This is a genomic window from Sphingomonas sp. 77B (assembly GCF_056497825.1).
On the sequence record NZ_JBWMBY010000001.1, the window covers coordinates 2,039,780 to 2,060,648 of the forward strand.

Here is a 20,869-nt window from a genome sequence, read left to right on the forward strand (position 1 = left end):
CCCCTCCATTCCTCCCCAAGCTGTGCTTGGGGAGGGGGACCGTCGCGCCAGCGATGGTGGAGGGGCGTGACGGGCCGGCCATGCCCCTCCACCACGCCCTGCGGGCGCGGTCCCCCTCCCCATCTCACGATGGGGAGGAATGAGGCATCATTTCTTACCGCCTTTCCTGACATCAAAATGACGCCTCCGTAACAAAAAGCTGGAACCCCCGCCCGTCACACGCTTTGAAAAGCACGAACAGGGAGTCCCGTCACCGATGCGTTTCGCCACCGCCGCCGCCATACTCGCGCTCGTCGCCGCCCCCGTCGCAAGCCAGACCACCCGATCCATTTCCGCCTCGGACAAGGCACAGGGCGCGCAGGCCAATCCCGAACTCGTCAAGCAATATGGCGGTCGCTACACCGGCCCGCAGGCCGCATTCGTCGAGCGGGTCGGCAAGCGGGTCGCGGTCCAGTCGGGACTGTCGAACGCGCAGGGCGACTTCACCGTCACCACACTCAATTCGCCGGTCGAGAACGCCTTCGCCATCCCCGGCGGCTATATCTATGTCACGCGCCAGTTGCTCGCGCTGATGAACTCGGAAGCCGAGCTGGCTTCGGTGCTGGGTCATGAGGTCGGCCATGTCGCCGCCCGCCATTCGCAGAGCCGCAACACTCGCTCGACCATCGGCTCGATCCTGGCGGCGGGGGCAGGGTTGTTGACCGGCAGCAATCTGGCCAGCCAGGTCGTCGGCACCGGCGCGCAGCTCTACACGCTGAAATATGGCCGCGATCAGGAATATCAGGCTGATGGCCTGGGCATCCGCTATATGACCGCCGCCGGATACGATCCTTATGCCTCGGCCGACATGCTCGCCTCGCTGGCGGCGTCGAGCAATCTGGCCGCGCGCACGGCGGGCAAGGAGGCCAATGCCGTGCCCACCTGGGCCTCGACCCACCCCAACAGCGCCGACCGCGTGCGCCGCGCCGCCGCGCTGGCGCAGCAAACCGGCCGCCCGGAAACCACGCCGCCACAGGACACCGCCTTTCTGCGGATGCTCGACGGCATGCCCTATGGCGACGATCCCAAGGAAGGCATCGTCGACGGCCAGACCTTCCGCCATCCCGGCCTCAAGCTGAAGTTCACCGCCCCCAATGGCTATGCCATCGCCAATGGCAGCGATGCGGTGACGGTGGTCGGCCAGGGCGGACAGGCCGAGATGCGCCTCGCCCAAGGCAGCGACCTGGGCCAGGCGATCGCCCAGCGTTTCGGCCAGCTCGGCACCGGCACCCCCTCGGGCCAGTTGCAGAACGGCACGGCGAACGGCATCCCCTATGCCTATGTGACCACCCGCGCCGCCGCCAATAATCGCGCGGTCGATGCGACGGTGGTCGCGTACCGCTTCCCCTCGGCGACCTATACCTTCACTTTGGTCACGCCCGCAGGGTCGGGCATCGGGCCGTTCCAGCCGCTGCTCGCCTCGGTCGCGCCGCTCTCCACCGCAGAGGCCAACGGTATTCGCGGCAAGAAGATCAGTATTGTGACCGTCAAGGCCGGGGACACGATCAACAGCCTAGCCGCACGCATGGCCTTCCCGGATTACAAGCGCGAACGCTTCATCACGCTCAACGGGCTGGACGCGGACCAGGCGCTGACGCCGGGGCGTTTGGTCAAGTTGGTCGTAGGCGGGTGACGGACGGCTTCGACGCCGCTAAACCGGCGGCGTCATGAAGCGTCCTGCCCTGTCCGTCGTCGTCCCCTGCTACAACGAAGCCGCGTGTCTGGACGTGTTGCATGCCCGCATTTCCGGCGCGGCACGCGCGGCGGTGGGCGAGGATTACGAGATCGTCCTCATCAACGACGGTTCGAAGGACGACAGCTGGCCGGTGATGCAGCGGCTGGCCGCCGGTGATCCGCATCTGGTCGCGATCAACCTGTCGCGCAACCATGGCCACCAGCTGGCGCTGACCGCGGGGCTGGACCTGTGCGCGGGCGAACAGATCCTCATCATCGACGCCGATCTTCAGGACCCGCCCGAACTGCTAACCGACATGCGCGCGACCATGGCGGCGCAAGGGGCCGACGTGGTCTATGCCGTGCGCCGCAAGCGGGCGGGCGAGACGCTGTTCAAAAAGGCGACGGCGGCGGTCTTCTACCGGATGCTCGACCGGCTGACCGACACGCCGATCCCGCTGGACACCGGCGATTTCCGCCTGATGAGCCGTCGCGCGCTCGACGCGCTGCAATCGCTGCCCGAACAGGCGCGCTTCATCCGCGGCATGGTCGCCTGGGTCGGCTTCCGCCAGGTCCCCTTCCCCTATGACCGCGCCGAGCGTCATGCGGGCGAGACCCATTACCCGTTGGGCAAGATGATTGCGCTGGCCTTTGACGCGGTGACAGGCTTCTCGACCGCGCCGCTTCGCTGGGCCAGCCATATCGGCCTGGCTCTGACCGGGGCGTCCCTGCTGCTGCTGGTCTATATCGCGATCGGCTGGCTGACCGGCACGGCGGTGCAGGGCTGGACCTCGACCATGCTCGTCACCGTCGTCCTGGGCGCGGTGCAGATGTTCGTGCTGGGCATGATCGGCGAATATCTGGGGCGGCTCTATATCGAGTCGAAGCGGCGGCCGCTCTATCTGGTCGCGGATGTGGCGGGGCCGGTGCAGGGCCATGCGCGGCTGGGGTACAGCGCGCATGAGGGGGCGAAAGACCCCGCCTGACCGCCACCACGCGGGTCAGGTCCGGCACGGGCACATCCGCGCCTGCAGGACTCACCCGGCGTTCCTCGGGGTGGTGGTAGCGGGCTGACTTTCGCACGGGAATCTTGCCTTGAACGCACGCGGCGGGGGTCGGGGCGTGGCCTTCGACTTCGCTCAGGCTGAACGGATTTTCGTGTCTATCGCGAGATGGCACTACGATGAATCACCCGTCATTGTGAGCGCAGCGAAGCAATCCAGGGCAGCGCGCGGAACCCTGGATTGCTTCGCTGCGCTCGCAATGACGGGTCAACATCATGTCATCCCAATCTAGGTGTTTGGTCCCAGTATTTGATGGTGCGGGTTTGATGTAAAGCGTGCTGGCTCGTTCTGCCATGCTTTGCAGATGGCCTCGTAGGGCGTGAGGCCTTTGAGCGTCTTGAGCCTGCGGCCGAAGTTGTAGGCGGCGACGAAGTCGCCGAGATGTTGCCGGAGCTGGTCGTGGCTGTCGTAATGGTAGCGCTTGACGGTCGCTTCCTTAATGGTGCGGTTCATCCGCTCGACCTGGCCGTTGGTCCAGGGATGCTTCACCTTGGTGAGCCGGTGCTCGATGCCGTTCTCGTCGCAGACGCGATCGAAGATGTGGTGGAAGGCGTATTTTTGGTGGGCATGGTTGGTGAACTGGATACCGTTATCGGTCAGCACGGTGTGGATACGGTAGGGCACGGCCGTGACCAGATTACGCAGGAACTGCGCCGCGATCATCTTGCCACCTTCCTGATGCAGTTCGACGAACGCGAACTTGCTCGTTCGGTCGATCGCCACGAACAGGCGCAGCTTGCCCTCGGCGGTCTGAACCTCGGCGATGTCGATGTGGAAGTAGCCGATCGGGTAGGTCTTGAACTTGCGTTTGGGCGTCTTGTCGCCGGTGATCTCGGGCAACCGGCTGATGCCATGGCGTTGCAGGCAGCGGTGTAGCGACGAGCGCGTCAGGTGCGGGATCGTCGCCTGTAGCGCGTAGAGGCAGTCGTCCAGCGGCAGCAACGTGTGGCGCCGGAAAGCGACGATGACCGCTTCCTCCTCGATGGTCAGTACCGTCGAGTGCGGGTCCTTCGGCCCAGTCGGCAGATCCTTGACCGCCGTCCGCTTCTTCCACTTCGCGACGGTCTTCTGGTTGATCCCGTGGCGCTTCGCCAGCACCCTCAGGCTCTCTTGACTATGTTGTATCGCTCGACGGACCGCCTCTGTCGTGCGGGCGCTCCCGTGTAGAACCTGTCCCATAGTGCATCCCTCCAAGCTTGCGACGATGATGCACCATCAAATGCCGGGATCAAACACCTAGACGCATTCCCGAACGCCGTTCAGCCTGAGCGAAGTCGAAGGCCACGGGATGCCCCCAAACAAAAAAAGGGCTCGGGGTTTACCCCGAGCCCTTTTCCTTTCACCCGAAGGCGAAGGATCAGTCGCGATCGCCGGTCAGGAAGGCCGGGGCCGCGAACTCGGACGAACCGCCCTGCTCGCCGCCTTCGCGACGGGGACGGTCGCCACGGTCGCGACGCGGGCCGCTGCGGCCTTCGCCGCCGCGATCACCACGGCCTTCGCCGCCACGGTCGCCGCCATCGCGGCGCGGACCACGGCCGCCCTCACGGGGACCACGGTCGCCGCGCGGTTCACGCGGTTCGCGCGCCGGACGATTGTCTTCCAGCTCGGCGCCGGTTTCCTGGTCGACGACGCGCATCGACAGGCGGACCTTGCCGCGCGGGTCGATCTCGAGGACCTTGACCTTGACTTCCTGGCCTTCGCTCAGGACGTCCGAGACCTTCTCGACGCGCTCGTTCTTGATCTCCGAGACGTGGACCAGACCGTCCTTGCCGCCCATGAAGTTCACGAACGCACCGAAATCGACCAGGTTGACGACCTTGCCGTTGTAGATCTTGCCGACCTCGGCCTCTTCGACGATGCCCTTGATCCAGTTCATCGCGGCTTCGATCTGCGAACCGTCCGACGAGCTGATCTTGATGACGCCCTCGTCGTCGATGTCGACCTTGGCGCCGGTCGTCGCGACGATCTCGCGGATCACCTTGCCGCCGGTGCCGATCACGTCGCGGATCTTCGACTTGTCGATCGTCATCGTCTCGATGCGCGGGGCATGGGCCGACAGCTCGGTGCGGGTCTCGCCCAGCGCCTTGTTCATCTCGCCCAGGATGTGCGCACGGCCTTCCTTGGCCTGCGCCAGCGCGACCTTCATGATCTCTTCGGTGATACCGGCGATCTTGATGTCCATCTGGAGCGAGGTGATGCCTTCGGAGGTGCCCGCCACCTTGAAGTCCATGTCGCCCAGGTGATCCTCGTCACCCAGGATGTCGGACAGGACGGCGAAGTCCTTGCCTTCCAGGATCAGGCCCATGGCGATGCCCGAAACCGGACGCTTCAGCGGAACGCCCGCATCCATCAGCGACAGCGAACCGCCGCAGACGGTGGCCATCGACGACGAGCCGTTCGACTCGGTGATGTCGCTGGTCACGCGGATGGTGTAGGGGAATTCCTCCTTCGACGGCAGCACCGGGTGCAGCGCGCGCCATGCCAGCTTGCCATGGCCGATCTCGCGACGGCCCGGCGCGCCGAAGCGGCCCACTTCGCCGACCGAATAGGGCGGGAAGTTATAGTGCAGCATGAAGTGCTGGTACGACAGGCCGTTCAGACCGTCGATCATCTGCTCGGCGTCGCGGGTGCCCAGCGTGGTGGTCGCGATCGTCTGGGTCTCGCCGCGCGTGAACAGCGCCGAGCCGTGCGAACGCGGCAGGAAGTGAACCTCCGCCTCGATCGGGCGGATCTGGGTGGTCGAGCGACCGTCGATGCGGCGGCCGTCCTTCAGGATCGCGGTGCGGACGATCTCGGCTTCCAGCTTCTTGACCAGCTTGGCGGCGACCAGCTGCTCCTGCGGCGTGCGGTCGGCCATGGCGGCCTTCGCCTTGGCGCGCGCCTCGCCCAGCGCGGTCTGGCGCTGCTGCTTGTCGGTCAGCTTGTAGGCGGCCGTGATGTCCTTGCCGACCAGCTTCTTCAGCTCGGCCTTGACCGCCTTCTGGTCGTCGCCGACCTTCAGCTCCCACGGATCCTTCGCGGCCTGCTCGGCCAGGTCGATGATCGCGTCGATGATCTGCTGCGACGCCTTGTGCGCGTACATGACCGCGCCCAGCATCACTTCCTCGGACAGCTCCTTGGCTTCCGACTCGACCATCATCACCGCGTCGTGGGTGGCGGCGACAACCAGGTCCAGGTCACCGGCCAGCGCCTCGGCGTCGGTCGGGTTCAGCTGATACTCGCCATCGACATAGCCGACGCGCGCTGCGCCGATCGGGCCCATGAACGGCACGCCCGAGATGGTGAGCGCGGCCGATGCGGCGACCAGCGCCAGGATGTCGGGCTCGTTCTCGCCGTCGTACGAGAGCACCTGGCAGATGCAGTTGATCTCGTTGTAGAAACCTTCGGGGAACAGCGGGCGGATCGGACGGTCGATCAGGCGGCTGATGAGCGTCTCACGCTCGGTCGCACCGCGCTCGCGCTTGAAGAAACCGCCGGGGATACGGCCCGCCGACGAGAACTTCTCCTGATAGTGAACGGTGAGCGGGAAGAAGTCCTGCCCTTCCTTCACATTCTTCGCGGCCGTCACGGCGCACAGCACCACCGTCTCGCCCAGCGTCGCGATCACCGCGCCGTCGGCCTGACGGGCCACCTTGCCGGTTTCGAGGGTCAGCGTCTTGCCGCCCCACTCGATGGCCACTTTCTTGGTATTGAACATGGAATATCCTTCACTCCGACGGGCCTATCCCGCCGGGGCCTATGGGTTGAGCCAAGATTGGCTCTGGAGGTCGGCCGAATTGCCGCGCCTCCGATCCTGCCCGACATGATCGCCGGGTTTGATGACATTTCAGGCCTTGGGGATGCGCCATCGCGCCATCCGGTCGGCCGGGGGCTCTATACACCAGCCGATAAAAAAAGGGCACCCCGTGAGGGATGCCCTTTTTCGTGGCTCTCGCCCGTGGCTTACTTGCGCAGGCCGAGCTTGGCGATCAGCGCCAGATAGCGGTCGCCATCCTTGTGACGCAGATAGTCGAGCAGCGAGCGGCGCTTGTTGACCAGCATCAGCAGGCCGCGACGCGAATGATTGTCCTTCGCGTGGGTCTTGAAGTGCTCGGTCAGGTTCTGAATACGCTGGGTCAGAATCGCGACCTGGACTTCGGGCGAACCCGTGTCACCCTCGGCGCGGGCATGATCCTTGATGATTTCCTGGCGGCGTTCAGCGGTGATCGACATCGTGATCCTTTCTTAATCGAGGTTGAAACCGCGAACGACCCGGACCTGCTGGTCCAGCGCCTCTACCAGCGCCACCGGGATATCCCCCAGCATCGCGAAATATTGGCCATCATCCACGGCAATCCCGGCCAGCACACGCCCCTGACGGAGCGCCCCTGCCTGGTCGGGGTCGAGAGCAAGAGCCGGGATGTCGTCCAGCCCCGCCCTCAGCGGCAGGAGTATCTGTTCAAGGGTCGCCGCCTGCCCCATTTCGTTCAATTTGTCCAGCGATATCGCCGGGGCCAGGGTGAACGGCCCCGCCTTGATGCGGCGGAGCATGGTGACGTGCCCGACGGTGCCGAGCGCCAGCGCGATGTCGCGGGCGAGCGAGCGGATATACGTGCCCTTGGAGACATGCGCGGTGAGGGTGATTTCTTCCAATCCTCCCTGAGCTTGCTCGGGGAGGGGGACCGCGCCCGCAGGGCGTGGTGGAGGGGCGGCGGCGCCAGCCGCCGTCTGCGACGGCGCCCCTCCACCATCCTTCGGATGGTCCCCCTCCCCAAGCGAGCTTGGGGAGGATTGGAGGCTGTGGATCGTCACGGCTCTGCTCGCCAGCACCACCTCTTCCCCGGCGCGCGCGCGGTCATAGGCGCGCTCGCCGTCGATCTTCAGCGCGGAATAGGCGGGCGGCACCTGCTCGATCGGCCCCGTGAAGCGCGGCAGCACCGCCTCCAGCGCGGCACGGGTCGGGCGGACGTCGCTCGCCGCAATGACCTCGCCCTCGGCATCCAGCGTCGAGGTCTGCTCGCCGAACCGGATGGTGAAGTCATACACCTTGTCACTGTCGAGCATCCGCCCGGCGAGCTTGGTCGCCTCGCCCACCGCGATCGGCAGGACGCCGGTCGCCAGCGGATCGAGCGTGCCGCCGTGCCCGACCTTGATGCCCTTGCCATAGCCGCCCTGGCGCAAGCACCGCTTGACCGCGCTCACCCCTTGCGTCGAGCCCAGCCCCAGCGGCTTGTCGAGAATGATCCATCCATGCATCGGCAAGGCGTTAGTCGGGCTTTGCCATCCCCTCAAGCACCGTCCCGCCCGCGAGCGCTTCGCCGAAATGGCGGCGGCACAGCGCGACATAGCGGTCATTGCCGCCGATCTCGGTCTGCGCGCCCTCAGCGATCGCCTTGCCTTGACCATCGACGCGCAGGTTCATCGTCGCCTTGGCCCCGCAGACGCAGACCGATTTGATCTCGCTGAGCGCATCGGCCAGCGCCAGCAATCGCGCCGATCCGGGAAACAGCTGGCCCTTGAAGTCGGTGCGCAGGCCGTAAGCCAGCACCGGAATGCGATGCCGGTCGGCCAGCCGCGCCAGCTGGTCGACCTGTTCGGGCGTCAGGAACTGCGCCTCGTCGACCAGGATACATGCCAGCGGCGTGCGGCCATGCTGGTCGAGCGCACAGGCCTCCAAATCGGTCGTGGCGTGAAACGGCGTCGCGGGCTGCGACAGGCCGATGCGCGAGGCGATGGTGCCATAGGCGAAGCGGTCGTCGATCGCGGCGGTGAACAGCATCGTGTTCATCCCCCGCTCGCGATAGTTGAAATCGGCCTGCAGCAGCATGGTCGATTTCCCCGCATTCATGCTGGCATAATAGAAATAGAGCTTGGCCATGGCGGCCCCTTATCGGAAGGGGGCGACCTTTTCGAGCATGAGGTGAATGGGTTGAGAATCGCACGTCTTGCGGCCTTCGTAGTCGCGATGCTGGGGAGCATGGCCTCGGCCAGTAGCACCGGCGCGATCGGCTATAGCATCGACCCCGCCCATGCGCGTGTCGAAGCCAAGGTCGGCTTTTTCGGGCTGGGCAGCAAGACCGCGCGTTTCCCGCGCACCGAAGGCCATGTCGCGCTGTCCGACCGCGATGCCAAGGCGGTGACGCTGGACGTACGGATCGATACGCAGACACTGGAGGCGGGCGATGCGCTCACCCGGTCGCGGTTGCGGGGCGCGGACTTTTTCGATGTCGAGCATTATCCCCATGTGACCTTCCACGCGACCGGCATGACCCGCACCGGGCCGCATAGCGCGACCGTGGCGGGGACGATCTCCGCGCGGGGCATCACGCGTCCGGCGATGCTCGCCGTCGACTTCTCGCAGCCCTTTGCAGCCATGACGGGCCGCGAGCCGGTGCATATCGCCGCGACGACGCGAATCGACCGGCGGGACTTCGGGATGACGGCCTATCCGCTGATCGTCGGGCGGCAGGTGACGATCGCGATCGACGCGGATCTGGTGCCGGTTGGAGGCTAAGGCCCCCTACCCCCGTTCCGTTCGGCGTGAGCGAAGTCGAAGGCCATGGGCATCCCTTCGTTTCAGGTTCGCGCAGAGGCGCAGAGGAGGTCAGCCCCACCCCGGCGAAGGCCGGGGTCCAGTCGCGGTGGACACACGATGGCGCGAGGCATTCGCCCCCCGCCTTGGCGCAGCGCGCCATCGAGGCGAAAAGATACTGGACCCCGGCCTTCGCCGGGGTGGGCTGCCCTATTGGGTGACTGCCCTTCTTCTCTGCGCCCTCCGCGCCTCTGCGCGAACTAGACCGTGACGACGTTGCGTTGAACCAAGGAGAGCCCCTCCCCTTCAGGGGAGGGGTTGGGGTGGGGCCTTACCACGGGCTGGACGCTTGCGGAGGCGCCCCACCCCCGGCCCCTCCCCTGAAGGGGAGGGGTGAGTTCATCTCATGTCATCTTGCTCTAAAAATCTTCGCGACTTCGCGTGAACCCTATTTTACGACGGTAACGGCGTGGCCTTCGACTTCGGCGTTATACGCCGAAGTTCATCCTGAGCGGCTGGCTTGCCAGCCTGCCGAAGGGCTCAGGCTGAACGGAGGGTGGGCGTCAGCCCTCGGAAGACTCCCCCTCCTCCAGATCCTGCGACACCTTGGGCGAACGCAGCAGCGAGTCGATATGGCTGCCCTCATCAAAGCTCTCGTCCGCCAGGAACTTCAGCTTGGCGGCGTATTTCATCTTTACCCGGTGCGCGACCTCGCGCTGCAAATACGCGGTGTTGGTGCGCAGCGCCTTGATGACCACCTCCTCGTCACGCCCGAGCAGCGGCTTCACGAAAACCGTCGCGTGGCGCAGGTCGGGGGACATGCGCACTTCGGTTACGCTGACCATGTGCTTGGCCAGCGTCTCGTCATGCACGTCGCCGCGCGCCAGGATTTCGGAGAGGATGTGACGCACCTGCTCGCCGACGCGCAGCAGGCGGACGGAGGGTTCGGCGGGGTTCTTGGCTTGGACCATGTCAGTTCTTCTTCAAACGGAAATCGCGGCCGCCGGGCAGGCAGCCGCGATCGATTCCGGCGCGATCATGTCCGGCAGAGGCGGGCGGCAGGAGCGATCCCACCACCCTGCCCGCATCAGAGCGAACGCTCGCGCAGTTCGACCTCGAAGGTTTCGAGATAGTCGCCCGCCTTGATGTCGGTGAAGTTCTGCGTGAACGTCACACCACATTCCAGGCCAGCGCGAACCTCGGCGACATCGTCCTTGAACCGGCGGAGCGAGTTGATCTCGCCCTGGTAGATGATGACGTCGTTGCGCGTGATGCGCGCCTTGAGCGCCTTGCGGATGACACCCTCGGTGACCAGCAGACCGGCGGCCTTGCCGATCTTGCCCGCCGAGAAGACCTCGCGGATTTCGGCGCGGCCGACGACCGTTTCGAACGCCTCGGGACCCAGCTCACCGGCCATGCCCGCCCGGATCTCGTCGATCAGGTCGTAGATGACGTCGTAATATTTCAACGCCACCTTGTTCCGCTCGGCGATCTCACGCGCCTTGGCGTTCGCACGGACGTTGAAGCCGATGATCGGCGCGCCCGAAGCGGCCGCCAGCGTCACGTCCGACTCGGTGATGCCACCGACGCCCGAGTGCAGGATGCGCGCCTTGATGAGATCGGACTGGATCTTGGTGATCGACGCCACGATCGCCTCGACGGTGCCTTGCGTATCCGCCTTCACGACCAGCGGATATTCCTTGGCCTGGTTCGCCTTCAGCGCCGAGAACATCGACTCCAGGCTGGCCGGGGCCGAGGTCGTGCGCTTCTGAAGCACCACGCTCTGACGGTATTCGGCGACCTCGCGGGCACGCGCCTCATTCTCGACGACCTGCAACAGGTCGCCCGCCTGGGGCACGCCCGACAGGCCGAGGACCTCGACCGGCATCGCCGGACCCGCTTCCTTCACCTGACGGCCCTTGTCGTCGACCAGCGCACGGACCTTGCCGCTTTCCGCGCCGACCACGAACACGTCGCCGACCTTCAGCGTGCCGCGCGTGACCAGCACGGTCGCGACCGGACCACGGCCCTTGTCCAGCTTGGCCTCGACCACGCTGCCCTCGGCAGGGCGGTCGGGGTTGGCCGACAGTTCGAGCAGTTCGGCCTGAAGCTGGATCTTCTCGATCAGCGTATCCAGACCGATCTTCTTGAGCGCCGACACTTCGACGTCCTGGGTCTCGCCACCCATGTCCTCGACCTGCACGTCATGCTCGAGCAGGCGTTCGCGGACTCGCTGGGCATTGGCGTCGTGCTTGTCGATCTTGTTGATCGCCACGATCATCGGCTTGCCCGCCGCCTTGGTGTGGTTGATCGCCTCGATCGTCTGCGGCATCAGCCCGTCATCGGCCGCGACCACCAGCACCACGATATCCGTGACGTCGGCACCGCGCGCGCGCATCTGGGTAAAGGCCTCGTGGCCCGGCGTGTCGAGGAAGGTGATCTTCGACTTGTCCTTCAGCGTGACCTGATAGGCGCCGATATGCTGGGTGATGCCACCGGCCTCGCCACGCACCACATCGGTGCCGCGCAGCGCGTCGAGCAGCGAGGTCTTGCCGTGGTCGACATGGCCCATGATCGTCACGACCGGCGGGCGCGGCTGAAGGCTTTCGGCCGCATCCTCGGTGGTGTCGAGCGCCAGGTCGATGTCGCTGTCGGAGACGCGGACGATGTTGTGGCCGAATTCGGTCACCAGCAGCTCGGCCGTATCCTGGTCGATCGTCTGCGTCATCGTGACGGGCATGCCCATCTTGAACAGCGCCTTGACCAGATCCGCGCCCTTTTCGGCCATACGATTGGCCAGTTCCTGGACGGTGATCGCTTCCGGCACCTGCACGTCGCGGACCTGCTTGACCTGCGGCTCGCGCGGGCCGCCAAAGCCACGCTTTTCCTTCTCGCGGGCACGCTTCAGTGCGGCGAGCGAGCGGGCGCGGGCGCCGTCCTCGTTCAGGGCGCGCGTCACGGTTAGCTTGCCGCCGCGACGCTCGTCACCCTTGCGGTCACGCTGCTGCGGACGGCCCGGAGGCGCGTTGCGCGGCGTCGGCTGGCCCGAGGGCATCGAACGCGGTGCGCCACCTGACGGAGCGGAGGCGGCGTTGTTGCTGGGCGCGCTGGCGGCCGGCGCAGCGGCTGCGGCGGGCGCAGGCGCGGGCTTGGGCGCAGGCTTCGGAATCTCCGGACGCTGCACCGGCGAGAAGCGGCGCGGCGCGGGCATCGAGGGATCGCGACCCAGGACCGGCGGCGTCGGCACCACCGGCGCGGGGGCCGGAGCGGGCGCGGGCGCAGGCTTCGCCGCGACCGGCGCCGGTGCGGGCGTCGGCGCAGGAGCCGGAGTTGCGGCCGGAGCCGCAACCTTGGGCTCTTCCACCTTCGGCTCGGGCGCCGGGATCACGGGACGCTCGACCGGGCGGAACATGCGCGGTTGCACCGAAATGGTCGGCGCGGCGGGCACTTCCGCCTGGGCAGGCGTTTCGGCGACAGGCTCGGGAGCCGGTTCCGGGGCCGGAGTCGGCTCGGGAGTCGGTGCGGCGGCGGCCGCTGCGGCTTCCGCCTCGGCGCGGGCGCGTTCCTCGGCCCGGGCACGCTCGTCCTCGGCGCGCTGCTGACGCTCGGCGTCCTCGCGGCGACGAATCTCTTCCTGCATGGCGAGGCGCTGTTCCTCGGCCTCGCGCAGCAGACGGGCCTGACGCTCCTGCGCCGTCTCGTTCGACGGCACGGGGCGCGGCGGGGCGACCGGCGCCGCAGGGGCGGCCGGAGCCGGAGCCGGAGTCGGCGCGGGGGCGGCCGCCTCGGGCGCTCCACCCTGCGGGCCCAGGACGCGACGGCGCTTCGTCTCGACGATCACGGTGTTCGAGCGGCCGTGGCTGAAGCTCTGCTTCACCTTGCCGGTCTCGACCGTGCGCTTCAGCCCCAAAGGCTGGCGCATCCCGAGTTTCGGCTTGTCGTTGTCGGTCTCGCTCACTCAAAATCCTCGTGTACGGTCACGGCCGTTCGGTCACCAGTAATGTCGGACGCCGATGCGCCTTGCGAGGCCGTTTCGCAAGGCGTTGCCACAGGGTCGGGTCCGATAAAATGCAGCCAGCGGTCGAGCGCTTCGCTCACCCGCTTTGCCGCGTTACGATCTGTCAGGCCGATGTGTACCACATTTTCGCGGCCCAACGCCATTGACAATATGGGGCGTGTGGCGGGCAGTGCCAACCCCTTGAGATCGGTTCCTTCACGATCCGATCCCACGCGCCACGCCTGCGCCAGCTTGCGACAGCCGTCTTCGCCCGCATCGGACGCATGATAGAGCGCATGCAGCTGTCCCGAGCGGGCCGCCGTCGCGATCTTGTCCGATCCGGTCAGCAGCATGCCCGAGCGCGATTCGAGGCCCAGCCGGTCGAGCGCGTTACGCTCCAGCGCGGATGCGATCAGATCGGGCAGATCGTCGGGAATGCTAAACTCGCCCGTCTTGAACGCGCGGGCGAGCGCTCCCTTCAACCGACCCTTCTGAATCGCGGTTTCCAGTTCGCCGCGCGTCACGCCGATCCAGCCGCCCCGGCCCGGCGCTTTCGCGCGGACATCGGGCAGCACCCGGCCGTCGGGCGCGAGCGCCAGCCGGATCAGGTGCGGGCGCGCGTCATGCTCGCCCGACAGGATGCAGCGGCGAACCGGCCCGTCGATCGACTCGCGGGCGGCCTTTGCGGCGTTGCGAGGACTCCGGCCTTTCGCGGCCGGAGCATTGTTTACGCCACCGCGCTCATTGTCCCGGTTCCGCATGCGCGTCTCCCGGGGGGCTTGAGGCAGGCGCGTCACGGTCGGCGATCAATTGACCGCCCGCGCCGTAGTTTTCGGTGGAGACCTCCTCGATCACGATCTGGACGGCGGCCGGGTTCTTGCCCAGCCGCTCCACCAGCGAACGAGTCACGTCGGCGACGATCTCGGCCTTTTGCTGCTTGGAGGCGGTGCCCGCCAGACGGATCGAGACGAACGGCATCAGGCTTCGTCGCCCTCCGCCTGGGCGTCTTCCGCCACGGGTTCGTCCTCGTCGGTGAACCAGTGCGCACGCGCGGCCATGATGATCTCGTTGCCCTGCTCGTCGCTCAGGCCATACTCGGCCAGGATGCCGCCCTTGGGGGCCGCACGCGGGGTGTCGTCGCCACGGCGACGCGGCTCGGCGCGCTTCTTCTCGACCAGTTCGTCGGTCGCGAGGTCCGCGAGATCGTCCAGCGTCTTGATGCCCGCCTTGCCCAGCGTGACCAGCATCGCCTCGGTCAGGTACGGCATCTCGGCCAGCGCGTCCTCGACGCCCAGGCCACGACGCTCGTCGCGGGCAGCCTGCTCGCGGCGGTCCAGCGCTTCCTGCGCACGGCTCTGCAGCTCCTGCGCCAGGTCTTCGTCGAAGCCCTCGATCGCGGCCAGCTCGTCGAGCTCGACATAGGCGACCTCTTCCAGCGCACCGAAGCCCTCGGCGACCAGCAGCTGGGCCAGCGTCTCGTCCACGTCCAGCTCGTTCTGGAACATCTCGGAGTTGGCCACGAATTCCTTCTGCCGCTTCTCGGAGGCGTCGGCCTCGGTCAGGATGTCGATCGCCTTGGCGGTCAACTGGCTGGCGAGGCGCACATTCTGGCCGCGACGGCCGATGGCGAGGGACAGCTGATCGTCGGGGACGACGACCTCGATCCGGTCCTCTTCCTCGTCGATCACGACGCGGCTGACATTGGCGGGCTGGAGCGCGTTCACCACAAAAGTCGCGGTGTCGGGCGACCAGGGGATAATGTCGATCTTCTCGCCCTGCATCTCCTGCACGACGGCCTGCACGCGGCTGCCCTTCATGCCGACGCAAGCGCCGACCGGGTCGATGCTCGAGTCGTGCGAGATCACGCCGATCTTGGCGCGGCTGCCCGGATCGCGCGCGGCGGCCTTGATCTCGATGATGCCGTCATAGATTTCGGGCACTTCCTGCGCGAACAGCTTCTTCATGAAGTCGGGATGCGCGCGGGACAGGAAGATCTGCGGCCCGCGATTCTCGCGACGCACGTTCAGGATCAGCGAGCGGATGCGGTCGTTCACGCGGACGACTTCGCGCGGAATCTGCTGGTCGCGACGGATCACGCCCTCGGCGCGGCCCAGATCGACGACGATGTGGCCGAACTCGACGCGCTTGACGACGCCGGTGATGATCTCGCCCTGGCGGTCCTTGAACTCGTCATACTGACGGTCGCGCTCGGCGTCGCGGACCTTCTGGAAGATGACCTGCTTGGCCGCCTGCGCGGCGATGCGGCCAAATTCGATCGGGGGCAGCGGGTCGACGATGAAGTCACCGATCGCGGCACCCTTTTGCAGCTTCTCGGCGCCCTTCAGGTCGATCTGCTTGTAATAATCGTCGACCTGCTCGACCACCTCGACGACGCGCCAAAGACGCAGGTCGCCCGAGTTCGGATCGAGCTTCGCGCGGATGTCGTTCTCGGCACCATAGCGGGCGCGGGCGGCGCGCTGGATCGCATCCTCCATCGCCTCGATGACGATGCCCTTGTCGATCATCTTTTCCGAGGCGACCGCATTCGCGATCGCGATCAGTTCCGCCTTGTTGGCGGAAATGGCGGTAGCCATCAGTGCCGTCCTTCCGTGGTGGCGCCGTCCTGTTCGGGCGCGTCCTGATAATAAACCTCTTCCGCGCCTTCGGGAGACAGCGGCACCGTCGCGGCGATCAGCCGGTCGGTCATCACGAGCTTGGCGTCTTCGATTCCCGAGAAGGGCAGTTCGTGGCGAACCTCTTCCCCGTCGACGATGACGACATTGTCGCCCTCGACCCCGGCCAGGTCGCCCTTGAACTGCTTGCGGCCGTTCAGCTTCTCGGCGAGCGTGATCCGCGCCTCATGCCCCGCCCAGTCGGCGAAGTCCTTCAGCCGGGTCAGCGGGCGGTCGATACCGGGCGAGGACACCTCCAGCCGGTACGCATGGTCGATCGGGTCGCGGCCTTCCGCTTCCAGCGCGTCCATCACGTCCGAGATACGGCGCGACAGGTCGGCGCAGTCGTCGATGTTGAGCTGGCGCGTATCGGGACGCTCGGCCATCACCTGCAGCGTGGGGTCCGACGTGCCACCATACATCTTCACGCGCACGAGCTCGAAGCCGAGCGCCTTGGCCTCGGGTTCGATGAGTTGCGTCAGAAGGGCGATGTCCGCCATGAAAGCTCCAGATGTGCCGGATCGGTGCCGCGGAACCCGTCCCGCAGCCTCTTTCACCCGACGATGTAAGAGAATGCCGCAGTATATACACAGGAACCGCCAACGAAACAAGCATCCATGCCAAGGCGTTGTCGGCCCACAGGGCCGGTCAGGGGCCCCATCGGGAGAGTATATCATGAAACTGCCGTTGCTTGCCGCCTTGCCGGTGGCGCTGATCGCCTGCTCGGGCAATGGCCCCGGCCCCGATGAGACGGGCAACACGCCCCCGGTGACGGTGACGCCGGGCGGAACACCCGCTCCCTCGCCCTCCGCCACGGCCAGCCCGCCCGCGACGGTGGTGGACGGACAGCCCTTTGGCCGCACCGTCATCGCCGATTTCGATGCGCCCTGGGCGATGACCTTCCTGCCCGACCGGCGGATGCTCGTGACCGAGAAGGACGGCCGGATGCTGCTGGTTTCCGCCGATGGTCAGCAGCGGCAGACGATCGCGCGGATCGCGGTCGATTCGGCGGGCCAGGGCGGGTTGATGGACGTGGTCCTCGCCCCCGATTTCGCCCAGTCGGGCCGCGTCTATTTCAGCTATTCGGCCGCAGCGGACGGCGGCAAGCATGTCGTGCTGGCGCGCGGCCGGTTGCAGGAATCGAACGGCACCGCGCAGCTGACCGGGATCGAGACGCTGTGGGCCGCCAGTCCCGCCGTCACCGGCGACGGCCATTATTCGGGCCGCATCGCCTTTTCGCCGGACGGCCAATATCTGTTCTTCACGGCGGGCGACCGCCAGAAGTTCACGCCCGCTCAGGACCCCAAGGCGACACTCGGCAAGGTGCTGCGCCTGACCCCGGATGGCAAACCGGCGGCCGGTAATCCGCTGGCATCGCAAGGCTTCGATCCGGCGGTCTGGTCCTATGGCCATCGCAACCTGCTCGGCATCGCCTTCGATGGTGCTGGCAATTTGTGGCAGCAGGAAATGGGACCCAAGGGTGGCGACGAGCTGAACCTGATCCTGCCGGGGCGCAATTATGGCTGGCCCAACGCCTCCAACGGGTCGCATTATGACGGGCGCGACATTCCCGATCACCGTGCGGGCGACGGCTATGAAGCGCCCAAGGTCTGGTGGAATCCGGTGATCTCGCCGGGCGGGCTGATGATCTATTTGGGCTCGCTCTTCCCGCAATGGCGCGGCGACGCCTTTGTCGGCGGGCTGTCGAGCAAGGCACTCATCCGTGTCGACCTGAGCGGCACGAGCGCCACCAAGGGCGACCAGTGGGACATGGGCGCGCGTATCCGCGAGGTCGAACAGGGGCCGGACGGCGCCATCTATGTCCTGGAGGATGGCGGCGATTCGCAAGGCAGGCTCATCAAGCTCACACCGGCCTGATTCCCCTTTCCACCCCGGCATAAGCCCGCGAAAGCAGGGCCAATGTGCCGGGGCGGCATGGTCAGGTCCGACAATAGGCCTTGACCGGACCCGACCCGCGGGCCGATCCTGCGGCAAAGACGGGCGATCCGGTTTCGCTCCACCATGGGAGACGATACCAGAATGACGCGATCGACGCAGCCCATCCCGCCGGAGCGGGGGCCTGCCATCGAGGCGCATTCGCGCGATTCGCGTCTGTCGCGCGGACTGTCGGGCACGAACTTGGAGCGGGCGGGCGATTACAACCTGCGCACCGTGCTCCAGGTCATCCGCCTGCACCGCGAGACGACGCGGATCGCCATCGCCAACCAGACCGGGCTGACCCCGCCGACCATCGCCAACATCACCGGGCGGCTGATCGAGATGGGGCTGATCCGCACCGCCGGGCGGCTGCATCGCGGGCGCGGGCAGCCCGCGCTGAAGATCGAGCTGTGTCCCGATGGCGCGTTCGGCATCGGCCTGACCATCGACCGCGACCATCTGGCCATCGCGATCCTCGACCTGTGCGGCACGGTGCGTGCGCGGGCGACGCGCGAGATCGCCTTTGCGACGCCCAACGACGTGCTGGGCTTTATCCGCGACACGCTGGAACCGGCCCTCGCCGAAGGTCAGGTGGACCGCACGCGCGTGCTGGGCGTCGGGGTGGCGATGCCGGACGGCGTCGACCGTTCGCTGCCCAACCAGACACGCGGCTATGATGCCTGGAACGGCGTCGACACGGCGGCTTTGCTCGCGCCCCTGTTGCCCTGGCCGATGTACCGCGACAACGACGCCGCCGCCGCCGCCCTGGGCGAGGCGCAGCACGACCATGATTTCGACTGCCCCAGTTTCTTCTATCTGCTCATCACGGCGGGGCTGGGCGGCGGGCTGGTCATCGACCGGACCTATCATCGCGGTGCGCATCGCCGATCGGGCGAGATCGGGCTGATGCCTGACCCCACGGCGGGGCGGCCCGGTGCGATCGTGCAGGACACGGTATCGCTGGCGGGGCTGGAGGTGCGGCTGAAGACGGCAGGCTATACGCTCGATTCGCCCGAGACGCTGGGCGACGGCGACGACCCGATGCTGTGCGCGGTCATCGACCAGTGGATCGAGGATTCGATCGCCGCACTGCTCCAGCCCATCATCGCGGTAACGACGCTGTTCGATCCCCATGCCATCCTGATCGGCGGACGTCTGCCCGGCTGGCTGCTCGAGCGGCTGTCGGTGGGGCTTACCGAGGCGCTGGCGGGGGTCGAGCTGCCTGCCCGCCCCGCCATCCGTCCCGCCCGCCGCGCGCAGGACGCCCCCGCGATCGGCGCGGCGATGCTGCCCTTCATGGACCGGCTGTTGCCGTCCGATTCGATCCTGATCCAGGCCGGGCGTTAAGGCCGCCCCCCCTGCCCACCCTCCGTTCAGCCTGAGCGAAGTCGAAGGCCAAGGGAATCCGCCCGCCCCATGGGTGTTTGGAGAGGTTCCCGCGTTGCCTTCGACTTCGCTCAGGCTGAACGGAGGTGGGGAAAATGGGCGGGTAAAGAAAAGGCCCGCCTCCCATCGGGAAGCGGGCCTGTCAGGCTTGGGGACTATTCCTTTATCAGCCCGCCATGTCTTCCAGTTCGCGACCGCGCGTCTCGTTGACCATGGCGCGCACGAAGAAGAACGACACCGCCGCGAAGAAGGCGTAACCGAAATAGGTCACGCTCAACCCCGGCGACACGGCGAGCGCGGGGAAGCTGACCGAGATGGCGGCATTGGCGATCCACTGGGCAAAGCCCGAGACGGCCAGGCCCGATCCGCGAATCTGGTTCGGGAACATCTCGCCCAGCATGACCCACATGACCGGACCCCAGCTGGCGTTGAAGAAGATGACGTAGAGGTTCGCCGCGACCAGCGCGATCACGCCGTTGTTGCCGGGCAGCGACACCGCGCCGTTCGCACCCGTGACCGCGGTCGAGAAGGCATAGGCGACGATCGCCAGCGTCACCGCCATGCCCGCCGAGCCGATCAGCAGCAGCGGCTTGCGGCCGATCTTGTCGACGGTCGCGATGGTGAACAGGCAGGCCGCGATCGACAGCACGCCCGACAGGATGTTGGTCTGCAGCGCATAATCCTCCGAGAAGCCGACCGCTTCCCAGAGCGTCGCGCCGTAATAGAAGACGACGTTGATGCCGACGAGCTGCTGGAACACGGCCAGGCCGATACCCGCCCACAGGATCGGACGGATCTTGCCGGTCGTCTTGTCGATCAGGTCCGACAGCTTGGGCTTATGCTGGTCGCTAGCCAGCGAGCGGCGGATGTCGGCGACCTTGCGGGTCGCCTCGGCCTCGCCGAACAGCTTGGTCAGGACGGTGTGTGCGTCCGCATCACGGCCCTTGGCGACCAGGAAGCGCGGGCTTTCCGGGATGATCGACAGCGCCGCGAAATAGATCGCCGCCGGGATCGCCTGAAGCCAGAACATCCAGCGCCAGGCGGGGAAGCCCAGCCAGAATTCGGCGGTCGAGCCACCCGCGTAACGGGCGAGCGCGAAGTTCGCGACGAACGCACCGGTCAGGCCGGTGATGATCATCACCTGCTGCACGCTCGACAAACGGCCGCGGATCGAGGCCGGGGTCACTTCGGAGATATAGACGGGCGAGATGACGCTCGCCGCACCGACGCCCAGGCCGCCGATGATGCGGGCCAGGATGAAGATCGCCGAGCTGCCCGCCGCCCCCGCCAGCAGCGCGCTGACCAGGAAGAGGCCGGCGGCGAGCATCATGACGTTGCGACGGCCGATCGCGTCGGCCAGACGCCCGGCCCCGAACGCACCGATCGCCGAGCCGACCAGGATCGCGCCGACATTGACGCCGACGCCCAGGCGGCCGAGGTCGAACGCAGCCTCCAGCCCCTTTTGCGTACCGTTGATGACGCCCGAGTCATAGCCGAACATGAAACCGCCGATGGTCGCGACAACGACGATCGCGGCGATGAAACCATGATTGACGCGCGCGGCGTCCAATCCCCTTGTGTCGGTCAC

Annotated in this window: 17 protein-coding genes; 5 read left to right on the forward strand and 12 right to left on the reverse strand. The window is 66.6% G+C overall.

The window, feature by feature from the left end; all coding sequences use genetic code 11:
• Positions 1–256: 256 nt before the first annotated feature.
• Positions 257–1,672, forward strand: coding sequence for a M48 family metalloprotease (locus AC1GI4_RS09605; protein WP_479629356.1), 1,416 nt, complete (start codon positions 257–259; stop codon positions 1,670–1,672).
• 34 nt (positions 1,673–1,706) lie between these two features.
• Complete coding sequence (locus AC1GI4_RS09610; RefSeq protein ID WP_479629357.1) at positions 1,707–2,699, forward strand: glycosyltransferase family 2 protein; 993 nt, start codon at positions 1,707–1,709, stop codon at positions 2,697–2,699.
• Between the two features lie 306 nt (positions 2,700–3,005).
• Here AC1GI4_RS09610 and AC1GI4_RS09615 read toward each other — a convergent pair whose 3' ends face one another.
• From AC1GI4_RS09615 to AC1GI4_RS09635, 5 genes are all read right to left on the reverse strand, one after another.
• Complete coding sequence (locus AC1GI4_RS09615; protein ID WP_479628588.1) at positions 3,006–3,956, reverse strand: IS481 family transposase; 951 nt, start codon at positions 3,954–3,956, stop codon at positions 3,006–3,008.
• 178 nt (positions 3,957–4,134) lie between these two features.
• On the reverse strand, positions 4,135–6,474 hold the full coding sequence (gene pnp, locus AC1GI4_RS09620; protein WP_294268247.1) for a polyribonucleotide nucleotidyltransferase: 2,340 nt from the start codon (positions 6,472–6,474) through the stop codon (positions 4,135–4,137).
• A 245-nt stretch (positions 6,475–6,719) separates the two neighbouring features.
• Entirely contained in the window at positions 6,720–6,989 is a 270-nt protein-coding gene (gene rpsO / locus AC1GI4_RS09625; protein ID WP_007406197.1) for a 30S ribosomal protein S15, read from the reverse strand.
• Positions 6,990–7,001: 12 nt separating this feature from the next.
• The gene (gene truB / locus AC1GI4_RS09630) at positions 7,002–8,012 is read right to left on the reverse strand and encodes a tRNA pseudouridine(55) synthase TruB (RefSeq protein WP_479629358.1); all 1,011 of its coding nucleotides are present in this window, start codon (positions 8,010–8,012) and stop codon (positions 7,002–7,004) included.
• A 10-nt stretch (positions 8,013–8,022) separates the two neighbouring features.
• Positions 8,023–8,634 carry a thymidine kinase gene (locus AC1GI4_RS09635; RefSeq protein WP_479629359.1) on the reverse strand — a complete coding sequence of 204 codons (612 nt, stop codon included), beginning with the start codon at positions 8,632–8,634 and terminating at the stop codon, positions 8,023–8,025.
• 87 nt (positions 8,635–8,721) lie between these two features.
• On the opposite strand from AC1GI4_RS09635, the gene AC1GI4_RS09640 reads away from it, so the two are divergent.
• Entirely contained in the window at positions 8,722–9,270 is a 549-nt protein-coding gene (locus AC1GI4_RS09640; protein ID WP_294268253.1) for a YceI family protein, read from the forward strand.
• A gap of 581 nt (positions 9,271–9,851) precedes the next feature.
• Here AC1GI4_RS09640 and rbfA read toward each other — a convergent pair.
• The 6 genes from rbfA to rimP form a co-directional block, all read right to left on the reverse strand.
• Positions 9,852–10,259: a 30S ribosome-binding factor RbfA gene (gene rbfA / locus AC1GI4_RS09645; RefSeq protein ID WP_433909548.1), complete on the reverse strand. Its 408-nt coding sequence runs from the start codon at positions 10,257–10,259 to the stop codon at positions 9,852–9,854.
• A gap of 116 nt (positions 10,260–10,375) precedes the next feature.
• Positions 10,376–13,246: a translation initiation factor IF-2 gene (gene infB, locus AC1GI4_RS09650; protein WP_479629360.1), complete on the reverse strand. Its 2,871-nt coding sequence runs from the start codon at positions 13,244–13,246 to the stop codon at positions 10,376–10,378.
• Complete coding sequence (locus AC1GI4_RS09655) at positions 13,243–14,046, reverse strand: DUF448 domain-containing protein (protein WP_479629361.1); 804 nt, start codon at positions 14,044–14,046, stop codon at positions 13,243–13,245. The genes infB and AC1GI4_RS09655 overlap by 4 nt, the downstream gene beginning before the upstream one ends.
• On the reverse strand, positions 14,027–14,263 hold the full coding sequence (locus tag AC1GI4_RS09660) for a tautomerase family protein (RefSeq protein WP_433909545.1): 237 nt from the start codon (positions 14,261–14,263) through the stop codon (positions 14,027–14,029). The genes AC1GI4_RS09655 and AC1GI4_RS09660 overlap by 20 nt, the downstream gene beginning before the upstream one ends.
• Complete coding sequence (nusA, locus tag AC1GI4_RS09665; RefSeq protein ID WP_479629362.1) at positions 14,263–15,879, reverse strand: transcription termination factor NusA; 1,617 nt, start codon at positions 15,877–15,879, stop codon at positions 14,263–14,265. Before nusA ends, AC1GI4_RS09660 begins: the two co-directional genes overlap by 1 nt.
• Entirely contained in the window at positions 15,879–16,457 is a 579-nt protein-coding gene (rimP, locus tag AC1GI4_RS09670) for a ribosome maturation protein RimP (protein WP_479629363.1), read from the reverse strand. Before rimP ends, nusA begins: the two co-directional genes overlap by 1 nt.
• Before the next feature lie 175 nt (positions 16,458–16,632).
• On the opposite strand from rimP, the gene AC1GI4_RS09675 reads away from it, so the two are divergent.
• Positions 16,633–17,835, forward strand: a complete 1,203-nt coding sequence (locus AC1GI4_RS09675; RefSeq protein ID WP_479629364.1) for a PQQ-dependent sugar dehydrogenase — start codon at positions 16,633–16,635, stop codon at positions 17,833–17,835.
• Positions 17,836–17,997: 162 nt separating this feature from the next.
• Positions 17,998–19,242: an ROK family transcriptional regulator gene (locus tag AC1GI4_RS09680; protein WP_433909541.1), complete on the forward strand. Its 1,245-nt coding sequence runs from the start codon at positions 17,998–18,000 to the stop codon at positions 19,240–19,242.
• 205 nt (positions 19,243–19,447) lie between these two features.
• On the opposite strand, the gene AC1GI4_RS09685 is transcribed toward AC1GI4_RS09680, so the two are convergent.
• Positions 19,448–20,869: a sugar porter family MFS transporter gene (locus AC1GI4_RS09685; protein WP_433909540.1), complete on the reverse strand. Its 1,422-nt coding sequence runs from the start codon at positions 20,867–20,869 to the stop codon at positions 19,448–19,450.

What these genes read in the sequence shown, in the direction of transcription:
- AC1GI4_RS09605 (WP_479629356.1), top strand. Translation starts at nt 257, where the DNA reads ATGCGTTTCGCCACCGCCGCCGCCATACTCGCGCTCGTCGCCGCCCCC.
- AC1GI4_RS09610 (WP_479629357.1), top strand. Translation starts at nt 1,707, where the DNA reads ATGAAGCGTCCTGCCCTGTCCGTCGTCGTCCCCTGCTACAACGAAGCC.
- AC1GI4_RS09615 (WP_479628588.1), bottom strand. Translation starts at nt 3,956, where the DNA reads ATGGGACAGGTTCTACACGGGAGCGCCCGCACGACAGAGGCGGTCCGT.
- pnp (WP_294268247.1), bottom strand. Translation starts at nt 6,474, where the DNA reads ATGTTCAATACCAAGAAAGTGGCCATCGAGTGGGGCGGCAAGACGCTG.
- rpsO (WP_007406197.1), bottom strand. Translation starts at nt 6,989, where the DNA reads ATGTCGATCACCGCTGAACGCCGCCAGGAAATCATCAAGGATCATGCC.
- truB (WP_479629358.1), bottom strand. Translation starts at nt 8,012, where the DNA reads ATGCATGGATGGATCATTCTCGACAAGCCGCTGGGGCTGGGCTCGACG.
- AC1GI4_RS09635 (WP_479629359.1), bottom strand. Translation starts at nt 8,634, where the DNA reads ATGGCCAAGCTCTATTTCTATTATGCCAGCATGAATGCGGGGAAATCG.
- AC1GI4_RS09640 (WP_294268253.1), top strand. Translation starts at nt 8,722, where the DNA reads ATGCTGGGGAGCATGGCCTCGGCCAGTAGCACCGGCGCGATCGGCTAT.
- rbfA (WP_433909548.1), bottom strand. Translation starts at nt 10,259, where the DNA reads ATGGTCCAAGCCAAGAACCCCGCCGAACCCTCCGTCCGCCTGCTGCGC.
- AC1GI4_RS09655 (WP_479629361.1), bottom strand. Translation starts at nt 14,046, where the DNA reads ATGCGGAACCGGGACAATGAGCGCGGTGGCGTAAACAATGCTCCGGCC.
- AC1GI4_RS09660 (WP_433909545.1), bottom strand. Translation starts at nt 14,263, where the DNA reads ATGCCGTTCGTCTCGATCCGTCTGGCGGGCACCGCCTCCAAGCAGCAA.
- nusA (WP_479629362.1), bottom strand. Translation starts at nt 15,879, where the DNA reads ATGGCTACCGCCATTTCCGCCAACAAGGCGGAACTGATCGCGATCGCG.
- rimP (WP_479629363.1), bottom strand. Translation starts at nt 16,457, where the DNA reads ATGGCGGACATCGCCCTTCTGACGCAACTCATCGAACCCGAGGCCAAG.
- AC1GI4_RS09675 (WP_479629364.1), top strand. Translation starts at nt 16,633, where the DNA reads ATGAAACTGCCGTTGCTTGCCGCCTTGCCGGTGGCGCTGATCGCCTGC.
- AC1GI4_RS09680 (WP_433909541.1), top strand. Translation starts at nt 17,998, where the DNA reads ATGACGCGATCGACGCAGCCCATCCCGCCGGAGCGGGGGCCTGCCATC.